The sequence below is a fragment of the Pseudomonas sp. R11-23-07 genome (assembly GCF_003852295.1).
In the GTDB taxonomy this organism is placed as follows: Bacteria; Pseudomonadota; Gammaproteobacteria; order Pseudomonadales; family Pseudomonadaceae; genus Aquipseudomonas.
The window spans coordinates 5,167,204-5,190,377 of sequence record NZ_CP027761.1 but is presented as its reverse complement, the minus strand read 5'-3'; the positions used below and the strand labels follow the sequence as shown (position 1 = coordinate 5,190,377).

22 protein-coding genes are annotated in these 23,174 nt (G+C 61.5%); 11 read left to right on the top strand and 11 right to left on the bottom strand.

Going from position 1 to position 23,174, the window contains the following annotated elements; all coding sequences use genetic code 11:
- Positions 1-65 precede the first annotated feature (65 nt).
- From C4J84_RS23830 to fdhA, 3 genes are all read left to right on the top strand, one after another.
- Positions 66-698 (top strand): sarcosine oxidase subunit gamma, encoded by a 633-nt coding sequence (locus C4J84_RS23830; RefSeq protein ID WP_124372091.1) that lies wholly within the window; start codon positions 66-68, stop codon positions 696-698.
- Positions 699-818: 120 nt separating this feature from the next.
- Positions 819-1,676, top strand: coding sequence for a formyltetrahydrofolate deformylase (purU, locus tag C4J84_RS23820; protein WP_124372089.1), 858 nt, complete (start codon positions 819-821; stop codon positions 1,674-1,676).
- Between the two features lie 190 nt (positions 1,677-1,866).
- Positions 1,867-3,066, top strand: coding sequence for a formaldehyde dehydrogenase, glutathione-independent (fdhA, locus tag C4J84_RS23815; RefSeq protein WP_057723611.1), 1,200 nt, complete (start codon positions 1,867-1,869; stop codon positions 3,064-3,066).
- A 139-nt stretch (positions 3,067-3,205) separates the two neighbouring features.
- On the opposite strand, the gene C4J84_RS23810 is transcribed toward fdhA, so the two are convergent.
- Positions 3,206-3,664, bottom strand: coding sequence for an anti-sigma factor domain-containing protein (locus C4J84_RS23810; RefSeq protein ID WP_124368607.1), 459 nt, complete (start codon positions 3,662-3,664; stop codon positions 3,206-3,208).
- A gap of 125 nt (positions 3,665-3,789) precedes the next feature.
- On the opposite strand from C4J84_RS23810, the gene C4J84_RS23805 reads away from it, so the two are divergent.
- Positions 3,790-4,362 carry a DUF2780 domain-containing protein gene (locus C4J84_RS23805; RefSeq protein ID WP_124364702.1) on the top strand — a complete coding sequence of 191 codons (573 nt, stop codon included), beginning with the start codon at positions 3,790-3,792 and terminating at the stop codon, positions 4,360-4,362.
- Here the strand turns inward: C4J84_RS23805 and C4J84_RS23800 are convergent.
- Positions 4,359-5,246, bottom strand: a complete 888-nt coding sequence (locus C4J84_RS23800; RefSeq protein ID WP_124430658.1) for an acyltransferase — start codon at positions 5,244-5,246, stop codon at positions 4,359-4,361. The genes C4J84_RS23805 and C4J84_RS23800 overlap by 4 nt on opposite strands.
- A gap of 171 nt (positions 5,247-5,417) precedes the next feature.
- Between C4J84_RS23800 and C4J84_RS23795 the strand changes: the two genes are divergently transcribed.
- Genes C4J84_RS23795 through creD form a run of 4 tightly spaced genes read left to right on the top strand, consistent with a single transcriptional unit; the run spans position 5,418 to position 9,475 of the window.
- On the top strand, positions 5,418-5,933 hold the full coding sequence (locus C4J84_RS23795) for an ATP-dependent zinc protease (RefSeq protein ID WP_372238155.1): 516 nt from the start codon (positions 5,418-5,420) through the stop codon (positions 5,931-5,933).
- A 9-nt stretch (positions 5,934-5,942) separates the two neighbouring features.
- On the top strand, positions 5,943-6,611 hold the full coding sequence (gene creB, locus C4J84_RS23790; RefSeq protein WP_124436187.1) for a two-component system response regulator CreB: 669 nt from the start codon (positions 5,943-5,945) through the stop codon (positions 6,609-6,611).
- Positions 6,611-8,050, top strand: coding sequence for a two-component system sensor histidine kinase CreC (gene creC, locus C4J84_RS23785; RefSeq protein ID WP_124436186.1), 1,440 nt, complete (start codon positions 6,611-6,613; stop codon positions 8,048-8,050). The genes creB and creC overlap by 1 nt, the downstream gene beginning before the upstream one ends.
- Before the next feature lie 51 nt (positions 8,051-8,101).
- Positions 8,102-9,475, top strand: a complete 1,374-nt coding sequence (gene creD / locus C4J84_RS23780; protein WP_124436185.1) for a cell envelope integrity protein CreD — start codon at positions 8,102-8,104, stop codon at positions 9,473-9,475.
- Positions 9,476-9,649: 174 nt separating this feature from the next.
- On the opposite strand, the gene C4J84_RS23775 is transcribed toward creD, so the two are convergent.
- From C4J84_RS23775 to C4J84_RS23740, 8 genes are all read right to left on the bottom strand, one after another.
- A complete protein-coding gene (locus tag C4J84_RS23775) occupies positions 9,650-10,279 on the bottom strand; it encodes a glutathione S-transferase N-terminal domain-containing protein (protein ID WP_124436184.1) in 630 nt (209 codons plus the stop codon).
- Between the two features lie 178 nt (positions 10,280-10,457).
- Positions 10,458-10,640, bottom strand: a complete 183-nt coding sequence (locus C4J84_RS23770; RefSeq protein ID WP_124372083.1) for a hypothetical protein — start codon at positions 10,638-10,640, stop codon at positions 10,458-10,460.
- Positions 10,637-11,740, bottom strand: a complete 1,104-nt coding sequence (locus C4J84_RS23765; protein WP_124436183.1) for a PepSY domain-containing protein — start codon at positions 11,738-11,740, stop codon at positions 10,637-10,639. Before C4J84_RS23765 ends, C4J84_RS23770 begins: the two co-directional genes overlap by 4 nt.
- A gap of 62 nt (positions 11,741-11,802) precedes the next feature.
- On the bottom strand, positions 11,803-14,232 hold the full coding sequence (locus C4J84_RS23760; protein ID WP_124436182.1) for a TonB-dependent siderophore receptor: 2,430 nt from the start codon (positions 14,230-14,232) through the stop codon (positions 11,803-11,805).
- A gap of 208 nt (positions 14,233-14,440) precedes the next feature.
- On the bottom strand, positions 14,441-15,409 hold the full coding sequence (locus tag C4J84_RS23755; RefSeq protein WP_124436181.1) for a FecR domain-containing protein: 969 nt from the start codon (positions 15,407-15,409) through the stop codon (positions 14,441-14,443).
- A complete protein-coding gene (locus C4J84_RS23750) occupies positions 15,406-15,924 on the bottom strand; it encodes an RNA polymerase sigma factor (protein WP_124436180.1) in 519 nt (172 codons plus the stop codon). Before C4J84_RS23750 ends, C4J84_RS23755 begins: the two co-directional genes overlap by 4 nt.
- Positions 15,925-16,107: 183 nt before the next feature.
- Positions 16,108-16,815, bottom strand: a complete 708-nt coding sequence (locus C4J84_RS23745) for a PolC-type DNA polymerase III (protein WP_124436179.1) — start codon at positions 16,813-16,815, stop codon at positions 16,108-16,110.
- A complete protein-coding gene (locus C4J84_RS23740; protein WP_124436178.1) occupies positions 16,812-18,734 on the bottom strand; it encodes a putative nucleotidyltransferase substrate binding domain-containing protein in 1,923 nt (640 codons plus the stop codon). Before C4J84_RS23740 ends, C4J84_RS23745 begins: the two co-directional genes overlap by 4 nt.
- Before the next feature lie 246 nt (positions 18,735-18,980).
- Between C4J84_RS23740 and C4J84_RS23735 the strand changes: the two genes are divergently transcribed.
- Together C4J84_RS23735 and C4J84_RS23730 are read left to right on the top strand one after the other, a co-directional pair.
- Entirely contained in the window at positions 18,981-19,427 is a 447-nt protein-coding gene (locus tag C4J84_RS23735; RefSeq protein ID WP_124436177.1) for a response regulator, read from the top strand.
- A 129-nt stretch (positions 19,428-19,556) separates the two neighbouring features.
- Complete coding sequence (locus tag C4J84_RS23730) at positions 19,557-19,931, top strand: hypothetical protein (RefSeq protein ID WP_124372077.1); 375 nt, start codon at positions 19,557-19,559, stop codon at positions 19,929-19,931.
- A gap of 67 nt (positions 19,932-19,998) precedes the next feature.
- Here the strand turns inward: C4J84_RS23730 and C4J84_RS23725 are convergent, their stop codons facing one another.
- Positions 19,999-22,176 (bottom strand): malate synthase G, encoded by a 2,178-nt coding sequence (locus C4J84_RS23725; protein ID WP_124436176.1) that lies wholly within the window; start codon positions 22,174-22,176, stop codon positions 19,999-20,001.
- 267 nt (positions 22,177-22,443) lie between these two features.
- Here C4J84_RS23725 and C4J84_RS23720 point away from each other — a divergent pair, with 267 nt between their 5' ends.
- Positions 22,444-22,956, top strand: coding sequence for a glycine cleavage system protein R (locus tag C4J84_RS23720; protein ID WP_124372075.1), 513 nt, complete (start codon positions 22,444-22,446; stop codon positions 22,954-22,956).
- Positions 22,957-23,174: the final 218 nt, after the last annotated feature.

The following is a 23,174-nucleotide window of genomic DNA, read 5'->3' as shown; positions in this document are numbered from 1 at the left end:
AATGCATCCCCGGGCGGCATTCCCACGCAGAGCGTGGGAACGATCAATTTAAGACAAGGTGCTTTATGACAGCAGCCAACGTATACCAACAACGCCCCACCACCGGTGCCAAGGCCGAGTCGTCGCTGCATCATGCCGACCTCGCCAGCCTGGTCGGCAAGGGCCGCAAGAATGCCGGCGTGACCGTGCGTGAAAAGAAACTTCTGGGCCACCTGACCATCCGCGGCGACGGCCACGATGCCGCGTTCGCCAGCGGCGTGCACAAGGCCCTGGGCATCGAACTGCCTGGCGCCCTGCAGGTCATCGTCAACGGTGAAACCAGCCTGCAATGGCTCGGCCCGGACGAATGGCTGCTGATCGTGCCAGGCGGCGAAGAGTTCGCTGCCGAACAAAACCTGCGCGCGGCGTTGGGCGACCTGCATATCCAGATCGTCAACGTCAGCGGCGGCCAGCAAATTCTTGAACTCAGCGGTCCGAACGTGCGCGATGTGCTGATGAAGTCCACCAGCTACGACGTGCACCCCAACAACTTCCCGGTGGGCAAGGCGGTGGGCACGGTGTTCGCCAAGTCGCAACTGGTGATCCGTCATACCGCAGAAGACACCTGGGAACTGCTGATCCGTCGCAGCTTCTCGGATTACTGGTGGTTGTGGTTGCAGGACGCCTCCGCCGAGTTTGGCCTGAGCGTTCAAGCCTGATCGTTCCCACGCTCCGCGTGGGAACGCATCCCGGGACGCTCGGCGTCCCAAGAGCGGACGCAGAGCGTCCATGGCGGCATGCCCACGCAGAGCGTGGGAACGATCAAGGAGTCAACCGTAATGAGCCGCGCACCCGATACATGGATTTTAACCGCCGACTGCCCCAGCGTGCTCGGCACGGTGGACGCGGTCACCCGCTACCTGTTCGAGCAGGGCTGCTACGTCACCGAGCACCACTCGTTCGATGACCGCCTCTCGGGCCGGTTTTTCATCCGTGTGGAATTCCGCCAGCCGGGCGGTTTTGACGAGCAAGCCTTTCGCGACGGCCTGGCCACGCGCGGCGAAGCCTTTGGCATGATCTTCGAGCTGACGGCGCCGAACTACCGGCCCAAAGTGGTGATCATGGTCTCCAAGGCCGATCACTGCCTTAATGACCTGCTGTACCGCCAGCGCATAGGCCAATTGTCGATGGACGTGGTCGCGGTGGTGTCCAACCACCCCGATCTGAAACCCTTGGCCGACTGGCACCAGATTCCCTACTTCCATTTCCCGCTGGACCCCAACGACAAGCCGTCCCAGGAGCGCCAGGTGTGGCAAGTGGTGGAAGACACCGGCGCCGAGTTGGTGATTCTTGCGCGCTACATGCAGGTGCTGTCGCCGGAACTGTGCCGCAAGCTGGACGGCAAGGCGATCAACATCCATCACTCGTTGCTGCCGGGCTTCAAAGGCGCCAAGCCCTACCACCAGGCGTACAACAAGGGCGTGAAACTGGTCGGCGCCACGGCGCATTACATCAACAACGATCTGGATGAAGGCCCGATCATCGCCCAAGGCGTGGAGGTGGTGGATCACAGCCACTATCCCGAGGATTTGATTGCCAAGGGGCGCGATATCGAAGGGCTTACGTTGGCGCGGGCGGTGGGGTATCACATCGAGCGGCGGGTGTTTTTGAACGCCAATAGAACTGTGGTGCTTTGACTGACGCCATCGGGAGCAAGCCCCCTCCCACATTTTTAAATTGTGAATACCAGCAAATGTGGGAGGGGGCTTGCCCCCGATGAGGCCCTCAAAAACAACGCAAAAACAGCATCTGCAACCCGAGCACTTAAACGCGCTGCCCACCTAACAGGGCAACGCAGTTCCATAAAAACAACAGCGAGGTGAAAGCATGTCTGGTAATCGTGGTGTCGTGTATCTCGGCAACGGCAAGGTCGAAGTACAGAAAATCGACTATCCCAAAATGCAGGACCCCCGTGGCAGGAAGATCGAGCACGGCGTCATCCTGCGCGTGGTCTCTACCAACATCTGCGGCTCCGACCAACACATGGTGCGTGGCCGCACCACCGCCCAGACCGGCCTGGTGCTGGGGCATGAAATCACCGGCGAAGTGATCGAGAAGGGCAGCGACGTCGAGAACCTGAAGATCGGCGACCTGGTGTCGGTGCCCTTCAACGTAGCGTGCGGTCGTTGCCGCTCCTGCAAGGAAATGCACACCGGCGTGTGCTTGAGTGTCAACCCGGCGCGCCCGGGCGGTGCTTACGGCTATGTCGACATGGGCGACTGGACCGGTGGCCAGGCTGAATACGCGCTGGTGCCTTACGCCGACTTCAACCTGTTGAAACTGCCGGACCGCGACAAGGCGATGGAGAAAATCCGCGACCTGACGTGCCTCTCCGACATCCTGCCGACTGGCTATCACGGCGCGGTCACGGCAGGCGTTGGCCCAGGCAGCACGGTCTACATCGCCGGTGCCGGCCCGGTCGGCCTCGCCGCTGCCGCATCAGCACGCCTATTGGGCGCTGCGGTCGTGATCATCGGCGACGTCAACCCGATCCGCCTGGCCCACGCCAAGGCCCAGGGCTTTGAAATCGCCGACCTGTCCACTGACACGCCGTTGCACGAACAGATTGCCGCGCTGCTCGGCGAGCCGGAAGTGGACTGCGCCGTCGATGCCGTAGGCTTTGAAGCACGCGGCCACGGCCACGACGGCGTCAAGGCCGAAGCCCCGGCCACCGTACTCAACTCACTGATGGGCGTAGTGCGCGTGGCGGGCAAGATCGGCATCCCTGGCCTGTACGTCACCGAAGACCCAGGCGCTGTCGATGCCGCCGCAAAAATGGGCAGCCTGAGCATTCGTTTTGGTCTGGGTTGGGCCAAATCCCACAGCTTCCACACCGGGCAAACGCCGGTGATGAAGTACAACCGCCAGCTGATGCAGGCGATCATGTGGGACCGTATCAACATCGCTGAAATCGTCGGCGTGCAGGTGATCAGCCTGGATGACGCGCCACGTGGCTATGGCGAGTTCGATGCGGGTGTGCCGAAGAAGTTTGTGATTGATCCGCATAAAATGTTCAGCGCGGCGTAAAGCCTTGGGCAAATGTCCCAGCCACTGAAAATCAAATGTGGGAGGGGGCTTGCTCCCGATGGCGGTGGTTCAGTCAGTGCCTCTGTGACTGACCTGCCGCTATCGGGGCATGCCCCCTCCCACAAGGGATTCAGGGTGTTTAGCGTGCGGCCAGCGCACCCTGGTAGACGGTCGGGCCGGTTGGCTGCTTGCTCAGCGAGCCACCCTTGGTCTCCGAACTCACCATCAACTCCACCGGTTTGCTGATGCTTTCCTGCTGACGCGGGTTCAGGCCGATGATGCCTTTGCCATCTTCCGGCAAAAGTCCCAGAGACACAGGCGTGCCGTCTTTGGGGATGGCCCACAGCTCCAGGCTCTGGTCGGGCGCAGGCGCCGTGGCGGCAATCGGCTGTACTTCCAGATAATCCTTGTGCGCCATGATTTGCGCGGCCGGCTGCTGGGTCGTCGTCACCAACGTCGCCGCGGATTTGATGCTGTCCTGGGTGTAGAGCGCGCCGCCGATGCCGGCAGCCACTACGGCGCAGGCGCCGATGAACAGACGCGGGCGGCTCCAGAAGGCAGGCTTGTGCTCAATCACTTGGGGTTGGATCGCAGTCATAAGTCTCTTCCTGACAAATTTTGTAGTCAGTTCCTAGACCCGCTTATCCCCGATGGGTTCCGGAACAACCGACGGGATACCCAGTCCAACGCCTGCTTTTGCACCTATTTCCTGAGGTTGTCTTGATGAAGATTTCACGCGGTTTTGCCCTTTCCTGCCTGTTGACCGTGGCCGCCAGCCCGGTGTTTGCCGCAGGCTTCAGCCTTGGCGATGCGGCCAACGCCATCTCCGGGATGCAAGGTGGCAACAACAAAGCCGCTGCCGCTGCTCCAACTTCAGAGACGGCCGACCTGCTGACAGCCCTGACCTCTCAACTCAATATCACCCCGGAGCAAGCCGTCGGCGGCACGGGCGCGATGCTGGGCCTGGCGAAGAACAAGCTGAGCAGCAATGACTTTTCGCAGCTGGGCGATAGCGTGCCGGGCCTCGATAAACTGTCGGGTAACAACGCCCTGGGCAGCCTGGGTGCCTTGAGCGGGATGCTCGGCCAGGCCGGCGGCAGCAAGACCAGCGGCCTGGACGGCCTGCTGGGCAACGTGAAAAACACCAATGACTTGAACACCGCGTTCAGCGCCCTGGGCATGGACAGCGGCATGATCGGTCAGTTTGCCCCGGTGATCCTGCAATACCTGGGCGGGCAGGGCGCCGATAGCTCGGTGCTGGGCAAGCTGGCCCAGGCTTGGGGCACCGGCAGCTAAGACTGCTGCGCGCGCAGCTGCTCGATGCGCGCGTCTTTCTCCCGCCAGAGCTGGTTGACCCAGTTCTGGACGGTCAGGCGAAACGCCGGATCGTTCTCGTAGTCCCCCTGCCACAACGCCGCGTCCAATTCACGGGTGCGGATATCCACGATCACCTTCGGCACCGCGCCGCTGATCAAATCCCAGAACCCTGGAATCTTTGGCTGTGGGTACACCACGGTCACGTCGAGGACGGCATCCAACTGCTCGCCCAGCGCCGCCAACACGAAGGCCACGCCGCCGGCCTTCGGTTTGAGCAGTCGGTTAAACGGCGAGTCCTGCTGCTTGCGTTTAGCCTCGCTGAACCGCGTGCCTTCCAGGTAGTTGACCACCGTCACCGGCTGGCGCTTGAACAGCTCGCAGGCCTCTTTGGTGATCTTCAGGTCCTGTCCGGCCAGCTCCGGGTGCTTGGCCAGGTACGCTTTGGTGTAGCGCTTCATGAACGGATAATCCAGCGCCCACCAGGCCAGGCCAAGGAAGGGCACCCAGATCAGCTCTTTTTTCAGGAAGAATTTGAAGAACGGTGTGCGTCGGTTCAACGCCTGGATCAGCGCTGGAATATCCACCCAGGACTGGTGGTTGCTGATGACCAGGTAAGAGGTGTCGCCCCGCAGGTCCTCACCGCCGCGAATATCCCACTGGGTGGGAATGCACACCGCGAAAATCAGCTTGTCGATCTCGGCCCAGGTCTCGGCGATCCACATCACCGCCCATGACGCATAGTCACGCGAGCGGCCCGGTGCCACCAGCTTGAGCAGGGCAAACACCAGCAAGGGGCCGATCAAAATCAGCGTGTTGAGTAACAGCAGCAGTGTGACCAAACAGCCGGTGAGCAGGCGGCGCATAAGCAACTCTTGAAATCCTGTGGGCGGGCAATGATAAGCAAGGTGAGTCTAGAGGCCAAATCGCAAATGGCTGTACGAATGTTTCACAACGTGCCGGTTATGCTCGGTGATCCAACTAAGTGCCGTGCGTGCGGTCTAGAATCCGTCCACTTCTTTCGAGGAAATCATGCCGTGAAATTGCTCCTTGGCGCGTTCGCCCTAGTTTTTCCCGTTATCACCGCCTTGCCCGTGATGGCCGCCGAACCGACCCTCTACGGTCGCTACGAATACATTCAACTGCCGGAAATCGGCCAGACCTTCAAGGCCAAGATGGACACCGGCGCGCTGACCGCCTCGCTGTCGGCCCGCGATATCGAAACCTTCACCCGTGATGGCGACGACTGGGTGCGCTTCCGCCTCGGCGGCAAGGACGCCGACAACAAAGTCTACGAGCACAAGGTCTCGCGCATCAGCAAGATCAAGAGCCGCGCCGACGAAGATGACGACAAGGACGAAGCCAGTGTGGCCAAGCGCCCGGTGATCGACCTGGAGATGTGCCTGGGTGACGTCAAGCGTACCGTCGAGGTCAACCTTACCGACCGCAGCAGCTTCAATTACCCGCTGCTGATCGGCGCCAAGGCCTTGCGTGAATTCGGTGCAGCGGTAAACCCGGCCCGTCGTTACACTGCCGACAAACCGGACTGCTGACGGACCCACATGCCGCATATCCTGATTGTCGAAGACGAAGCGGCGATTGCCGACACGCTGATCTTCGCCCTGCAAGGCGAGGGCTTTAGCACCACCTGGCTGAGCCTGGGCCAGGCGGCGCTGGAGCATCAGCGCCAAACCCCGGCCGACTTGATCATCCTCGACATCGGCCTGCCCGACATCAGTGGTTTTGAAACCTGCAAGCGACTGCGCCGGTTCAGCGAAGTGCCGGTGATGTTCCTCAGCGCGCGCGATGGCGAGATCGACCGGGTGGTGGGGCTGGAAATCGGCGCCGACGATTACGTGGTCAAGCCCTTCAGCCCGCGTGAAGTGGCGGCCAGGGTGCGGGCGATTCTCAAGCGGGTCGGCCCGAATGCGGCGCCTGCGGTGTTCCAGGTCGACCTGGAACGCATGCAGATCCACTATCGCAGCCAGCCGCTAAGCCTGACGCGTCACGAATTCCGCCTGCTGCAAAGCCTGCTGGAACAACCCGAACGTGTGTTCAGCCGCGAGCAGCTGCTGGACGCGGTGGGCGTACCCGCCGACGCCGGCTATGAGCGCAATATCGACAGCCATATCAAAAGCCTGCGCAGCAAGTTGCGCAGCGTGGCCGCCGATGCCGAACCGATCCAGACGCATCGCGGCCTGGGTTACAGCTACAGCCCGAGCCATAGCTGATGCGCCTGGGGCTGCGGATTTTCCTGGTGTACGCGCTGTTTATCGGCCTGACCGGTTACTTTGTGCTCAACACGGTGATGAAGGAAATCCGCCCCGGCGTACGCCAGTCCACCGAAGAAACCCTGGTGGACACCGCCAACCTGCTCGCCGAAATCCTGCGCACCGATGTGAAGAACGGCACCCTCGGCCAGAGCCACTGGCCGCAGGTGCTCAAGGCGTATGGCAATCGTCAGCCGGGCGCGGTCATCTGGGGCCTGCCGAAGAACCAGGTCAACCACCGCATCTATGTCACCGACGCCAAGGGCACGGTCTTGCTCGACTCCACGGGCGAGGCGGTGGGCCAGGACTATTCCAGGTGGAACGACGTGTACCTGACCCTGCGCGGTGAGTACGGCGCGCGCTCAACCCGCAGCGAAGCGGATGACCCAACCTCTTCGGTAATGCACGTGGGCGCGCCGATTCGTGACGACGGCCGGATTATCGGCGTGGTGACCGTGGCCAAGCCCAATAGCTCGTTACAGCCCTACGTCGACCGCACCGAGCGGCGCCTGCTGTGGTACGGCGCCGGGCTGGTGATTCTGGGCCTGCTGCTGGGCGCACTGTTGTCTTGGTGGCTGAGCGTCGCCCTGAAACGCTTGACCGCCTATGCCGAGGCCGTCAGCGAAGGGCGTCGGGCCGAGTTGCCCCATTACCGTGGCGGCGAGCTCAAGCAGCTGTCCACCGCTGTCGAACACATGCGCACGCAGCTGGAGGGCAAAGCCTATGTCGAACATTACGTGCACACCCTGACCCACGAACTGAAAAGCCCGCTGGCGGCCATTCGCGGCGCGGCGGAGTTGCTGCAGGGCGACATGACCCGCGAACAGCAGCAGCGTTTTGTCGGCAATATCGACAGCGAAAGCGCGCGCCTGCAGCAGCTGATCGAACGGTTGTTGAACCTGGCACAGGTGGAGCAACGCCAGGGGTTGGAAGAACAATCGAGTATCCCGCTGGCGGGCCTGGTCGATGACGTACTCAAGGCGCAATGTGCGCGGATCGAAAGCGCCGGCCTGCAGGTCCAGCAACGCATCGGCGCCGATGTGAGGGTGTTTGGCGAACCGTTCCTGCTGCGCCAGGCCCTGGGCAATCTGCTGGATAACGCCCTGGATTTCACCCCGCCCGGCGGCGAACTGCGGTTCAGTGCGCAGGTGCGGCACAACGACGTTCGGGTGAGCCTGTTCAACCAGGCCGCGCCGATTCCGGATTACGCCTTGCCGCGCCTGAGCGAGCGTTTCTATTCACTGCCGCGTCCGGCGAGCGGGCGCAAAAGCACCGGCCTGGGCCTTAACTTTGTCGAAGAAGTGATGAAGCTGCACGGCGGCGCGCTGCAGATCGGCAACGTACCGGGTGGCGTGGAGGTGGTGCTGCATCTCCACACAATCTCCACACTGCCCACATAAATCCCCCACACAGGCTGCCCAGACTCTCCTTATCAAAACAGGGAGAGTCCCATGAACCGCAGCCTGCTTTTCAAACTTGGCGCGATTGCGCTGTTGATCCTGCTGTTGCTGATTCCGTTGCTGATGATCAACGGCATCATCAGCGACCGCCAGCAACTGCGCGACGGCGTATTGATGGACATCGCCCGCAGTTCCAGCTTCGCGCAGCGCCTCACCGGCCCGGTGATGGTGGTGCCTTATCGCAAGACGGTGCGCGAATGGAAACTCAATGAAAAACTCAACAAACGCTACGAAGAAACCCGCGAGGAGCGCGGCCGTCTGTATTTCCTGCCGGAGCGCTTTGAACTCGACGGCCAGGTGCAGACCGAGCTGCGCGCACGGGGCATCTACCAGGCGCGGTTGTTTCATGCCGACAACCGCATCAGGGGGCGTTTCCAACTGCCTGCCCAACTGGGCATCACGGAAAACTTCGCCGACTACCGTTTTGAACCGGCGTTTCTGGCGATGGGCATCAGCGATATTCGCGGCATCGAAAATGCGCTGACGCTGGAGCTGGGCGATCAGCGCCTGGAATTTGCGCCGGGCTCCCTGGTGGACTGGCTGGGGGAGGGCGTGCATGTGCTGCTGCCCGACCAGGACAGCAGGAAACCCGCCGCCGTGGACTTCGCCTTTGACCTGCGCCTGCAGGGCACCGAACAACTGCAGGTGGTGCCCGTGGGCAAGACCAGTCAGGTATCACTTGCTTCCAACTGGCCGCACCCAAGCTTTATCGGCAACTTCCTGCCGGCGCAGCGGGAAGTCACCGACAAGGGCTTTACCGCCCACTGGCAAACCTCGTTCTTCGCAACCAACCTCGAGCAGGCCCTGCAAACCTGCCTGGACCGCCAGGGCTGTGATGACTTCAATAACCGCAGCTTCGGCGTGAACTTCATCGACCCGGTGGACCAGTACCTCAAGAGCGAGCGCGCGATCAAATACGCGTTGCTGTTCATCGCGCTGACCTTTGCCGGCTTCTTCCTGTTCGAAGTGCTCAAGAACCTGGCGGTGCACCCCATCCAGTACGCCTTGGTGGGCTTTGCATTGGCGTTCTTCTACCTGCTGCTGTTGTCGCTGTCCGAGCATCTGGGGTTTGCCCTGGCGTACCTGATATCGGCGAGCGCCTGCGTGCTGTTGATCGGCTTCTACGTGTGCCATGTGCTGCGCAGCGTAGTCCACGGCCTGGGCTTTTCGGTGGGCTTGGCGGCGTTGTATGGGTTGTTGTACGGGCTGCTGAGTGCCGAGGATTACGCGTTGCTGATGGGCTCGTTGTTGCTGTTCGGCCTGCTGGGCACGGTGATGGTGCTCACGCGCAGGCTGGATTGGTATGGCGTGGGCAAGCGCAAGACGGCAGAGCCGTTGCAGTTCGATCTGGAGGCGGTGCAATGATCGGCTTGCGCGAGGATCAGCAAATGAAGGCGAGAATGGTCAACTTCCTCAATCACACCGCCGCTCAATGTGGGAGGGGGCTTGCCCCCGATAGCGGTGGTTCAGAGAAAAATGAGCGCAATGACACACCGCAATCGGGGGCAAGCCCCCTCCCGCATTGGGTCTGTGTGAACATCACGCGGGCGGTTGGGTCTGCTGCATCGAAGGCCGCTGGCTGACCTCGGCGTACCAGGCGGCAAGCCTTGGGTTATCCGCGCGCCATTGCAGGTCGGGATGGCGGAAGTCGAGGTAGCCCAAGGCACAGGCCACGCTAATCGCGGCGATGTCGAAGTGGCTGGCCAGTTCGGCAATCGCCTCGGCTTCCAGCTCGGCCAGTGCGCGCCGCATCTTGTTGCGCTGCTCGTCCAGCCATTGATCCCAATGTTTCTCCACCGGGCGCATCGCGGTCTCGTAGCGCACCAGCACGGCGGCATCCATGATTCCGTCGGCCATCGAGGCCAGGGTCAGGCGGCGCCAGCGGGCCGAGCCGTCGCGGGGGATCAGCGGGTTGCCGACGTGCTGGTGGTCGAAGTAATCGAGGATCACCCGGCTGTCATGCAGTACCGAACCGTCGGCCAGGCGCAGGGCCGGGATCTTGCCGACCGGGTTGCCTTGCACCACATGCGCGTCCGGGTTGACGGGGGTGGGCATGCAGGCATGCAGGGCCACACGGTCCTGCTGACCGGTCTCGATCAGCAGCACGCGGACTTTGCGCACGAACGGCGACGCGGGGTTGTGGAACAAGGTCATGCTGGGGACGGACATGGGCATTCCTCGAAATGGGATGTGGCTAGCCTAGAGGCTTGCGCCGTGGCTGGCGAGGGGGATTTTTGGTGGTTTCGAAGGCCTCATCGGGAGCAAGTCGAATCGTCGCACCGCCCCTCCCACATTTAACAGTGTTCACAATTCAAGTGTGGGAGGGGGCTTGCCCCCGATAGCTCCCTCAGCCGCGCCGCTTGAACAACGCCCATGCACCAATGCCAGCAGGAACGCCCAACCCGACCCAACTCAACACATCCCACCCCCCATCCCCCAGCAACGCCGCAAACAACCCGGTGGCGCTGAGCAGGCCAATCCCCAGCGGAATGCCAAACACTTTCCAGAAACTCGACTGCCGGGGCTTCATGCCTTGCCCGCCTTGCGCCGTACGATCCACAGGTAAATGCCGCTAACCAGCACGATGATGGTCAGCACATCCAGCGCCGCCCAGAGGATCTTCATCGGCATGCCGCCGTAGTCACCGAAGTGCAGCGGCTGGGACATGCCCATGGCGTCCATGTACCACGGCCGTGCGGCGATGGCGGTCACGGTCAGGGTGCGGGCGTCGACCAATACCGGGGTGAGCAGATGGGAAGTGAGGTGGGTGCTGCCCTTCATGAACACGGCGTAGTGATGTTCGCTGGAAAAGCGCGTGCCGGGGAAGGCGATGAAGTCCGCTTGCATGCCGGGGGCGGCATTGGCGGCGATGCTCAGCAATTCGCTGGCCGGGGCGCGCTGGGTCAGCGGCGGGGCGTTTTTATAGGGTTCGATCATGGCGCTGAGGGCGTCCTCGCGCCAGGCGGCGATGATCAGGTCGGCGCTGGCGCTGATCACACCGGTCACGCCCACCACCAGTGCCCAGGTCAGGGTGACCACGCCGATTAGGTTGTGCAGGTCGAGCCAGCGCAGGCGAGTGGACTTGTTTTGGCGCACGGTAGCGAACTTCAAGCGGCGCATGAACGGCAGGTACAGCACCGTGCCCGAGACGATCGCCAGCACGAACAGAACCCCCATGAACGCCAGCAACAGCTTGCCTGGCAGCCCGGCGAACATGTCCACATGCAGGCGCAGCAGGAACAGGGTGAGCCCGCCATTGGCGGAGGGCATTTCCACCGCTTCGCCGGTACGCGCATCCAGCATGAAGGTGTGGGACGAATTCGGCTCGGTGCCGGCCGTGGCGGCCATGATCGCGATCACACCGTTCTGGTCGTCCTCGTCCCACGCCAGGTACTGCATGGCCTCGCCGGGTCGATGGGCCTGTGCCTTGGCCACCAGCTGCTCCAGGTTGAGTTGCGGCGTCCCGGTGGGCATCTGCTTGAGCTGCGGCTCGTTGCCCAGCAGATGGTCGATCTCGTGGTGAAACACCAGCGGCAAGCCGGTTAGGGCGAGCAGCAGCAGGAATACGGTGCAGGTCAGGCTGGTCCAGGTGTGGATGAAGGACCAGCGGCGGATGGTTTTGCTTTTCATGTTCTAGCCTTCAGACACACCAAAGCCGCCCCTGTGGGCGGCCCGGTTGTTAACTCAGCCGATTACCACTGGTAGGTGGCACTGGCAACGACGCTGCGTTGGTCGCCGAAGTAGCAGTAGGAACCGTCACAGGTGGAAATGTAATCCTTGTTGAACAGGTTGGTCGCGTTCACTTTCACCGACGCGCCCTTGAGGCTGTTGTCCAGGCGGCCGAGGTCGTAGTGCACGGCGCCGTCGAATACGGTGTAGGCGTTGGCTTTGCCGGACCAGGTATTGGCCTGGTCGCCATAGGTATTGCCGGTGTAGCGGGCGCCAAAGCCAATACCGAAGCCATCCAGTGCCCCGGTATGCCATGTGTAGTCGGTCCACAGGGAGGCTTGCTGGTTTGGCATCAGTTGCAGGCGGTTGCCTTTGTATTGGCCTTTCTGTATTTCGGACTTGGCCAGGGTATAGGCCGCGATAACCTTGAGGTTTTCGGTCACGTCAGAGATGGCTTCCAATTCCAGGCCCTTGACCTTTACCTCGCCGGTCTGGTCGGTTACCGAGGCGCCGCCGGACTGGAAGCTGGTGACTTGCACGTTTTTCTGGGTCAGGTCATAGACCGCAGCACTGAGCAAGGTGTTGGTGCCCGGTGGCTGGTATTTGATCCCCAGTTCCCACTGTTTGCCTTCCGTCGGTTTAAACGACTGAAGGGGGTCCACGCTGGCGTTGCTTGCGGGCTGGAATGACTCGGCGTACGAGAGGTAGGGCACGAAACCCGAGTCAAACACATAGCTCAGTGCTGCATTGCCACTGAAGTTTTTGCTGCGGTCGGTATTGGTTGCGTCGCTTTTGTTGAAGTAGGTGGTGCCCTGGTGTACCCAGTCTTCGCGTCCGCCGAGGGTCAGGCGCCAGTTGTCCAGGGCCATCTGGTCCTGCACGTAAAGGCCGGTCTGCACGGTTTTCTGGTTGTAATCGTAGAACGCAGTGGAGCGCGCCGGGCGCACGATCGGCTGGCCGTAGACCGGGTTGAAGATGTTCGTGGTGCCGCCGTCGCCAAAAATCGCCAAGTACGAGGTATCGGTACGTTGATGGTCCAGACCGAGCAGAACGGTGTGGTTCACAGCGCCGGTTGAGAAGTCCGCCTGGAAGTTGTTATCGACGGCGAACTGGCTGATGTCTTCGTCCACGTTGGTCGACGAGCGGCTGATGTTGCCATTGGTATCGGCCGGTGAGAAGGCGTACGAACCCACCGTCAGTTGCTGAAACGCCAGCTCGGATTTGGTGTAGCGCAGGTTTTGCTTGAACTGCCAGGTGTCATTGAAGCGGTGCTCGAACGCGTAGCCGAGTGCGTAGTAGGTGCGGTCGTAGAAATCGTAATCGGGGTCACCGAGGTTCTTGTGGTGGGAAACGTCGCCCAGCGGCGATTTGATCTTGGTGCCTTGGATCGGCAGGAACTGGCTGGTGGTGCCCGTATCGTCACGGGTGAACTGCGACAGGAAAGTCAGCTTGGTATCGGTGTCGATATTCCAGGTCAGGCTTGGCGCGATGTTGTAGCGCTTGTTGTCGATGTGATCGACCTGGGTGCCGGCATCGCGCACCACGCCGCCAAGGCTGTAGAGAAACTGGCCTTCATCATCGATCTTGCCAGTGCTTTCGAAATTGATCTGACGGTAGTTGTCACTGCCGTATTGCACCTGGATAGCGTGGCTCGATTCTGCGCTGGGACGGCGGCTGACCATGTCCAACAGGCCGCCCGGCGGGGTCTGGCCATAGACCGACGAAGCCGGGCCGCGCAGCAGGGCGAGGCGATCCAGGTTCCAGGTTTCGGCTTTCGGGTTGGCGTACACGCCACGGGACAGTGGCAGGCCGTCGAGGAACTGGGTGGGTTCGAAACCGCGTACGCGCATCCAGTCATAACGGGTGTCGCTGCCGTAGCTGGCGGAGACGATGCCGGGCATGTATTTGACGGCGTCGTCGAGGTTCTGCACGTTGCGATCCTGCATCTGCTCGCGGGTCGCCACGGAGATGGAACGCGGCGCCTCGACCAGGGCCGTGTCGGTCTTGGTGCCGGCGGCGGTGCGTTTCGCCAGGTAACCTTCGACCGGCCCCCACGCGCTCTCATAACTGCCCTGACCAATAATGCTCGTCTCCGGCAGCGCCACGACACCATCTGCAATTGCCACCAACGTAAACGTCCCGGCGCTGCTCTGCTCCAACTGCAACCCCGTGCCCCGCAACGCTTCACGCAGCGCACCCTGCGCGTCGAACTGGCCTTTGACCGGGGCCGAGGTCTTGCCGGCGGCGAGCGCCGGGTTGAGGGTGAGGGCGAGGCCGGCCTGGCTGGCGATCTGGTTCAGGGTGGAGGCCAGTGGGGCGGGCGCCAGGTTGTAGGCGCGCACGCTGGTGGCCTGTTCGGCGGCGATCAGCGGGGTGCTGACCAGCGGGGCGCCGAGGGCAATCGCCACGGCTAACAGGCTGGGGCGCAACAAAGTGTCTAGCGTGCGGGACATGGGCGGCTCCTGAATGGAAATATTTCTCAATTGCCTAGGTGCCGGACGAGAATCGAAAAGTGATAGGGCGGGGTGAAAATATTTTTTGGGTGGTGTTCCTTCAGGGCCTCATCGGGAGCAAGCCCCCTCCCACACTTTGATTTGTGAATACATTCAAAATGTGGGAGGGGGCTTGCTCCCGATAGCGTTCGCCCAGGCGCTGCAAACCCTAAGGCTTATCCTTGACGGTCACCCACCACGGCGTGTGCTGCTCGATCTGCACCGGCAGTGTGGGCAATAGCGCATTGAGCGCCAGGGCGGTGTCATGCAGTGGGAAGCTGCCGGTGATGCGCAGGTCGGCCACGTTGTCATCCACGCCCAGATGGCCGGTGCGATACCGGCCGAGTTCCGCCACCACATCGCCCAGGCGGGCGTTGTCGACGACCAGCATGCCGCGGGTCCAGGCGTCGGTGGCCGGGGGGACGGCAAGCAGAGGGCCAAGGCCATCGCTGCGCATCAGCACTTGCTGGCCTTGTTTGAACACCTGTTCCTGATGCAGTGCCTGGGGCTGGGCGGCCACGGCCGATTGCAGCACGCTCAGGCGTGTGGCGTGGTCTTCGCGCCTGACGATGAACCGCGTCCCCAACGCCCGCAGGTTGCCGTCGCGGGTCTGGACAGAGAACGGGCGCGCATCGTTGTGGCCGGTTTCGACGAAAATTTCGCCTTCCTGCAACACGATCAAACGGTGCTTATCGTCGAAACGCACGTCAATTGCGCTGTGGGTATTGAGCGTGATCCGGGTGCCGTCAGCCAGCGTGAGCGTGCGCTGCTCGCCGGTAGCGGTGCGTTGATCGGCCAGCCAATAGTGGATCGGCACGTACCGCTCACCGGCAAACAACGCCAGCCCAACTACCAGCGCAATGCTCGCCAGGCCACGGCCCAGCTTGCGCATACGCTGGCGAACGCTTTCGCGCGACTGCAACAACGCGGCCCGCGCAGGGCCGCAGGCTACGCTGAAACGCTGGTCGAGCATGCCCAGCTGGCGCCAGGCGCGGGCGTGTTCTTCATCGCTGGCCAGCCATTTGGCGAATTCTTCCTGTTCCACCTCGCTGCCATCGCCTGCGTCGAGGGACAGTTGCCAGGCAATCGCGGCGTCCAGCACGCGGGCCGATACCGGCTTGGAGCTGATCAGCGTCACGTCGGCTCGCCATACAGCGCGATGTAGCACTGGCGAATGCCCTGGGCCAGGTACTGGCGCACACGCGGCACCGACACACCCAGGCGCTGGGCGATTTCTGCATGGGCCATGCCGTCGAGGCGGTTATAGAGGAACGCGGCGCGGGCTTTGCTCGACAGCGTGCCGAGCAGGCGGTCGATGGCTTTGAGGTCTTCCAGGATCTGGTGCTGTTCTTCGGGCGAAGGCTGTTCGCTTTCCGGGATCAGCATCAATTCGGTGAGGTAGGCCTGTTCCAGGGCGGCGCGGCGGAAGTAGTCGAACAGCAAGCCCTTGGCAATCGCTACCAGAAAGGCGCGTGGCTCGCGGGGCGCGCGCAGCCCATCTCGGCCCAGCAGGCGCATGAAGGTGTCCTGGCTGAGGTCTTCGGCGCGGCTCGGGCAGGCTACGTTGCGCCGCAGCCAGGCCAGCAGCCAGCCACGATGGTCGCGATACAACGCGCCAACAAGCTCACTGTGTGGGGGCTGGACCGACGACAAGGCATCACCGAATAAAGTTTAAACTAACGAGAATTATTCGCGATTGTGTCAGAGGCGTGGGATGGGCGCAATTGGCGTCTGTCGGGAGATCGTTCCCACGCTCTGCGTGGGAATGCCGCCCTGGACGCTCCGCGTCCCCTAGAACGACGGCGTGGGAATGTCGCCCCGGACGCTCCGCGTCCACTAGAAAGACGGAGCTTGTTTACGCCGCTTCCACTGGGATAAACGCTCTTGCAGCGTCTGGGGCGTGTCGATGTGTTGCTGGCGCGCACGGCTGAACAGGATCAGCATCAGCTCCGCCGTAGCCAGTGCATCGGCGCTGGCGTGATGGCGCTCGCCCACGTGCAACCTGAAATGGCTGATCCAGTCATCCAGCCCCGCCTCGCGGATGTTCGCTTCAGGGCATAACAGCGGGGCGATCTCGGCCACATCGAGAAACGTGTGTGTCAGGCGATAACCCAGGCTGTCCATCAGCGCCCGGCCCAGCATGTGTTGATCGAACGGCGCATGGAAGGCCAGCAGCGGGCTGTCGCCAACGAACGCCATGAAATCCAGCAGCGCATCCACCGGGTCGCTGCCGGCCGCGATGGCGCTGGGGCCGAGGCCGTGGATCAACACGCTGGGGCTGAGTTTGGTGGCGGTGCGTTGCAGGGTGCGTTCGAACATCTGCGAGAAGTCCACCGCACCGTCCTCAATCACCACGGCGCCGATGGACAGCACCTGGTCACGGTTGAGGTTCAGGCCGCTGGTTTCCAGGTCGACCACCACCCAGCGCTGGCTGCGCAATGTGCCATGGCCCAGCGCCGAAGGCCCGCGCAACTCGGCCAGGCGCTGCTGCTGCGCCTCGTCGAGCCTGGGTTTTTTCGCGCGCAGCCAACTGAACAGGCTCACAGTTGATAGCGCAAGGTCAGGCTGCTTTGCAGGCGCTGGGCCTGACGCAGGGATTCGCGCAGGATGCGGCGGTCCAGATGGTTGAGGCTGTCCGGATCGACGCGGTTGGAATACGGCTGGTTTTCCCGCGTCTGCACCTGATGCTGTTGCATGCGGGTTTGTTGAATGAAGTGATAGGCCTCTTCATACGCGGCGCCGTCCAGTGGCTCGATCACGCCTTTGGCGACCAACTGGCGCAGCCGCTCCAGGGTGTTGTTGGCATGCACGCCGTGGGCCAGGGCCAGCAGGCGCGCACCGTCCACAAACGGCGTGAGGCCCTGCACCTTGAGATCTAGGGTGGCCTTTTCACCGCTTTTGCGCGTCAGCACGAACTCGCGAAAGCGCCCCACGGGTGGGCGTTGGCGTAAGGCATTCCCGGCCAGCATGCGCTGGAACAGTCGGTTGTCCGCCACCTGATCCAGAATGCCCTGGCGCAGTTGCTCGCAGCCCTGCTCGTCGCCCCACACCACCCGCAAGTCGAAATAGATGCTCGACCCCAGCAGATTCTCCGGCGTCGCTTCGCGGATGAAGGCGCCAAACCGCCGCGCCCACTCGGCCCGCGACAGGCACAGCTCCGGGTTGCCGGCCATGATATTGCCCTTGCACAGGCTGAAGCCACACAGCGCCAGGCTCTGGTTGATCTGTTGCGCCAGGGGCAGCAGGCGCTCGCGAATGTCGGCGGCCTCCACGGCGTCTTTGGCCTCGAACAGGATGCCGTTGTCCTGGTCGGTGTACAGCGTCTGTTCGCGGCGGCCTTCGCTGCCAAAACACAGCCAACTGAAGGGCACGCCGGGGTCGCCTCTTTCCGCCAGGGTCAGCTCGATGACACGGCACACGGTGTGATCGTTCAGCAAGGTAATGATGTGAGTGATCTGGGTCGACGAAGCGCCGTGGGCCAGCATGCGCTCGACCAGTTGGCCGATTTCGCCGCGGATCGCCACCAGCTGTTCCACCCGGGACGCGTTGCGGATGGTCCGCGCCAGGTGCACCAGGTCGACGCGCTGCAGGGAAAACAGATCGCGCTCCGACACCACGCCACACAGGCGCCGGTCCTGCACCAGGCATACATGGGCGATATGCCGCTCGGTCATGGCGATCGCCGCGTCGAACGCGCTGTGGTCCGGGGACAAGAAAAACGGCGCCTGAGTCATATGGCCGGCGATGCCTTGACTGAAATCACCGGTACCGTCGGCCACCACCTGACGCAGGTCACGCAAGGTGAAGATGCCCAGCGGCGCCTTGTGCTCATCGACAATCACAATGCTGCCGACCTGCTGTTCGTGCATCAGCCTCACCGCTTCGCGCAGCGCGGTGTCCGGGCTGCAGGTGACGGGATGGCGCATGGCCAGTTCACCCAGGCGAGTGTTCAAGGAGTATTGGGTGCCAAGGGTTTCCACGGCTTTTTGCTGCACCTGCTGGTTGACCTGGTCAAGCAGGCTGCTGACACCGCGCAGGGCGAAATCCCGAAACGGGCTGGACAGGGCGAACAGCTTGATGAACGCCATCTTGTTCAGTTGCAGGCAGAAGGTGTCTTCGGCGGCTTTGTGCTCGGTGCGGGTGGCGCGTTCGCCGAGCAAGGCGGCGAGGGGGAAGCACTCGCCGGTGGTGATTTCGAACGTGGTATCTGCCGAGTCCGGGCGCTCGCCGACCACGCGGCCCTGCTTGACGATATAAAAATGCTCGACCGGCCCGCCCGACGGTTTGAGGATGCTGTCGCCGGGGCCATAGAAGCGCAGTTGGCACTGTTCCACCAGAAACGCCAGGTGCGCCTGCTCCATCTGATTGAATGGAGGGAAGCGTTGCAGGAATTGCAAAGTGCCATGGATGTTCTGCAACACGGCGGTTTTACCCGCCTGCGTGAAAGCATCAGCTTTACTCATAACAGTGACCGCAGTTTTTTTGTCGTTATCGTGCTGCATGGTCGACTGCCGCACGGCGGGTGCCCATTGGACGTAAGTCTAGGTTGGTGAAACCCACGCAAAACTAAGGAAAAACCTTACACGACTATCGTCCAAAACCCGTAGAACACCCACTAGGCAAACTTTCCGACGAAGTGCACATTGTTCGCCCTCCCGCAGATGTCTGACGAGTGTGCTGCGAGATTGATGAGAATTGCTGAGAACTGTATGTCCGACCACGATATTTTGAGTGATGCCGAGCGCGAGGCGCTGAGCGCCGTGATGCTGGAGCCCGATTTACCGCCCCAACGTGTATTGATCGTGGACGACGACAAGGATGCGCGTGAATTGCTGGCGGAAATCCTCGGGCTGAACGGCATTCGCTGCATGACGGCTGACGGTGGTGAGGAAGCATGGAAATTGTTGAATTCCACCAGCTCCATCGGTTTGCTGATCACCGACCTGCGCATGGCACCGAGCAACGGTTTGGAACTGATGCGAAAAGTGCGCGAGTCGACCCGCGCGGAGTTGCCGATCATCATCATGTCGGGGGACGCCGAAGCGCGGGATGTGATCGATGCCATGGAGTTGGGCGTGGTGGCTTTTTTGCTCAAGCCGATTGATAGCGCGGAGTTGGCGAAGATGGTGAAGCGGGAGTTGGGGATGGCGCAGTAGGCGTGGTATTTACCGTTGGTCGGGACTGTCAGATTTCACAGTATCGGCGTTTTGAGGGGGGTTGTTTAATCGTTTGGAGGGTGCTGGTTCGGCATCGGTACCCAATCAAGCGACGAGCAGGAGTTCATCATGAGTAATGACGAAAAACACAGTTCTAATATTAAAGTCGTTGTAGATGGTGAAGATAATAGGTTTAGGCCGGATAGTTTTTCTGGCGGCCCTGCCGGGTTCAGGATGGACGCGAGTTTGGATTCTACGTTTCTGGAACTTGATTACGGTGCTTACGTGACTGAAACCCAAACATTACCGCATACGAAAATCAAGGTGAAAGCTAATAGTCCTTCTGGACAAGAGTTTGGCCATGTAGTTGCAGGTACTCTCCGTGTGGTAGTTCTAGGTAATACGTATACAGGTACGTTTAACGACGTAAAAGTTGACGGAACGGGCGCCGGGGAAGGCTCTACGCTCGTGCTCTCGGGCGATTACGTCATTGTGCGTGCTTAAACTTTGAGAAGCCGCCATATAAAAAGCCCCGGCCATATAGCCGGGGCTTTTATATTTCAGTAGTCAGTTACAAACCATTCCTGGCCTTGAACTCCCGACGCCGACGATGCAACACCGGCTCGGTATACCCGTTAGGCTGTTTAGCCCCTTCAATCACCAGCTCCACCGCTGCCTGGAACGCAATGTTGCTGTCGAAATCCGGAGCCAGCGGGCGGTACAGCTTGTCACCGGCATTCTGCCGATCCACCACTGGAGCCATGCGCTTGAGGCTTTCCATCACTTGGGCTTCGTTGACGATGCCGTGGCGCAACCAGTTGGCGATGTGCTGGCTGGAGATACGCAGGGTGGCGCGGTCTTCCATCAGGCCGACATCGTTGATGTCCGGCACTTTCGAGCAACCCACGCCCTGGTCGATCCAGCGCACCACGTAGCCGAGGATGCCCTGGGCGTTGTTGTCCAGTTCGTTGCGGATATCTTCTTCGGACCAGTCGGTATTCTGCGCCAGAGGAATAGTCAGGATATCGTCCACTGATGCGCGCTCGCGCTTGGCCAGTTCGGCCTGGCGCGCAAACACGTCAACCTTGTGATAGTGCAGCGCATGCAGCGCAGCCGCAGTGGGCGATGGCACCCACGCGGTGTTGGCGCCGGCCAGTGGGTGCGCGATTTTCTGTTCGAGCATCGCGGCCATCAGGTCGGGCATCGCCCACATGCCTTTACCGATTTGCGCACGCCCTTGCAGGCCCGTGCTCAAACCGATATCGACGTTCCAGTTCTCGTAGGCGCCAATCCATTTTTCCGCTTTCATGGCGGCCTTGCGCACCATCGCGCCGGCTTCCATGGAGGTGTGGATTTCGTCGCCGGTGCGGTCGAGGAAGCCGGTGTTGATAAACACCACGCGCTCGCTGGCCGCCTTGATGCAGGCCTTGAGGTTGACGGTGGTACGCCGCTCCTCGTCCATGATCCCGACTTTGAGCGTATTGCGCGGCAGGTTCAGCACGTCTTCGATACGGCCGAACAGCTCGTTGGTGAACGCCGCTTCCTCCGGGCCGTGCATCTTCGGTTTGACGATGTACACCGAACCGGTGCGGCTGTTCTTGCGCGTACTGTTGCCGTTGAGGCTGTGGATCGCCGCCAGGCTGGTGAGCAGGCCGTCGAGGATGCCTTCCGGCACTTCGTTGCCGTCTTTATCGAGGATCGCGTCGATGGTCATCAAGTGGCCAACGTTGCGCACGAACAGCAGCGAACGGCCATGCAGGGTCACGTCGCTGCCATCCACGCCGGTGTAGACGCGGTCAGGGTTCATGGTGCGGGTGAAGGTCTTGCCGCCCTTGGCCACTTCTTCGGCCAGGTCGCCCTTCATCAGGCCGAGCCAGTTGCGGTAGATCACCACTTTGTCGTCGGCATCCACGGCGGCGACGGAATCTTCGCAGTCCATGATGGTGGTCAGCGCGGCCTCCATCAGCACGTCTTTGACGCCGGCCGCGTCGGTCTGGCCGACCGGGGTGCTGGCGTCGATCTGGATCTCGAAGTGCAGGCCGTTGTGCTTGAGCAGAAGCGCAATCGGCTCGGCCGCAGGGCCCTGGAAACCGATCAACTGCGCGTCGTCACGCAGGCCGCTGTTGCTGCCGCCCTTGAGGCTGACGATCAGCTTGCCGTCGACGATTTTGTAGCCGGTGGAATCAAAGTGGCTGCCCGCACTGAGCGGCGCGGCTTCGTCGAGGAACGCACGGGCGAAGGCAATGACCTTGTCGCCGCGCACTTTGTTATAGCCCTTGCCCTTTTCCGCGCCGTTGGCTTCGCTGATGGCGTCGGTGCCATACAGCGCGTCATACAGCGAACCCCAGCGCGCATTCGAGGCGTTGAGGGCGAAGCGGGCGTTCATCACCGGCACCACCAGCTGAGGGCCGGCCATGCGCGCGATTTCATCGTCGACGTTTTGGGTCGAGGCCTGGAAGTCTGCGGCTTCTGGCAGCAGGTATCCGATGTCTTGCAGGAAGGCTTTGTAGGCCACCGGGTCGTGGGCCTGGCCGGCATGGGTCTGGTGCCAGGTATCGATCTGCGCCTGGAAATCGTCGCGTTTGGCGAGTAGGGCTTTGTTCTTCGGGGCCAGGTCGTGGATGACCTTGTCGGCGCCGGCCCAGAACTGGTCGGCAGTGATGCCGGTACCGGGAATGGCTTCGTTGTTCACGAAGTCGAACAGGACTTTGGCGACCTGCAGGCCACCGACTTGAACGTGTTCAGTCATTGCTTGCCTCACTCTGCGGAGCTTATGCGCTTTTTCAGATTTTCATTATGTAGTGCACGGTTGGGCATACTACATGATGACTTGCGGTTGTGAAAATTAGACTAAATACGTCGTTTAGCGACCCACTTTGGTCGTACGGTCACAGCGGAGAACCGGATGTTCTCAAAAAACTATTGGATTGTTCCAGATAAATATAAAAATGGTACACGATTTGTTTTCGAGGGCTCCCGGGTCCACCTTGTAGATTGAATTCCAGAGGGCTTCGCCATGGACCATCTTGTACTCACAATTATCGCCGCCGACAAACCCGGCCTGGTTGAGCGCATCGCGCAAAACATTGCCGCCCACGGTGGCAACTGGCTGGAAAGCCGCATGGCCCACATGGCCGGGCAGTTTGCCGGGATTCTGCGTGTCAGCGTTCCCGCAGAGGGTCGTCAGGCATTGGTGGGGGCGCTGGAGGATTTATCCACACACGGCATTCGCGTGTTGGTGGGTGAGGGCAGTTCCGGGCAGGCCTCGGCCTCCAAGCCGATTGTGATGACCCTGGTAGGCAATGACCGCTCGGGCATCGTGCGCGAGATCACTGCGCTGTTGAGCCAGCAGGGTGTCAACCTGGAGCGCTTGAGCACCGATGTGCGCCCGGCGCCGATGAGCGGCGATCCGCTGTTCAACGCCGAGGCCTTGCTGCAGGTGCCGTCGACGTTATCCCTGGAGGCGTTGCAGGCCTCCCTGGAAACCCTGGCGGACGATCTGATGGTGGAACTGCGCGCCGACGAATAACCATGCACAAGGTTATGCATGGAAATCTTGCATGGGCCTGTGGATAACCTGTAGAGACCCGACGCCAGGCCACGCCGCCCGGGGCTCTTCGCCACCTGAGCAAAAAACGAACAGTTTCAACGGCTTGTGCACAAATGGCGGGGATCAGGTTGTGGATAACCTTGGGGTGAATCGCTGCAAGCCACGAAGTCCGTGGCTTGCAAGGGTTTGTACGTTAT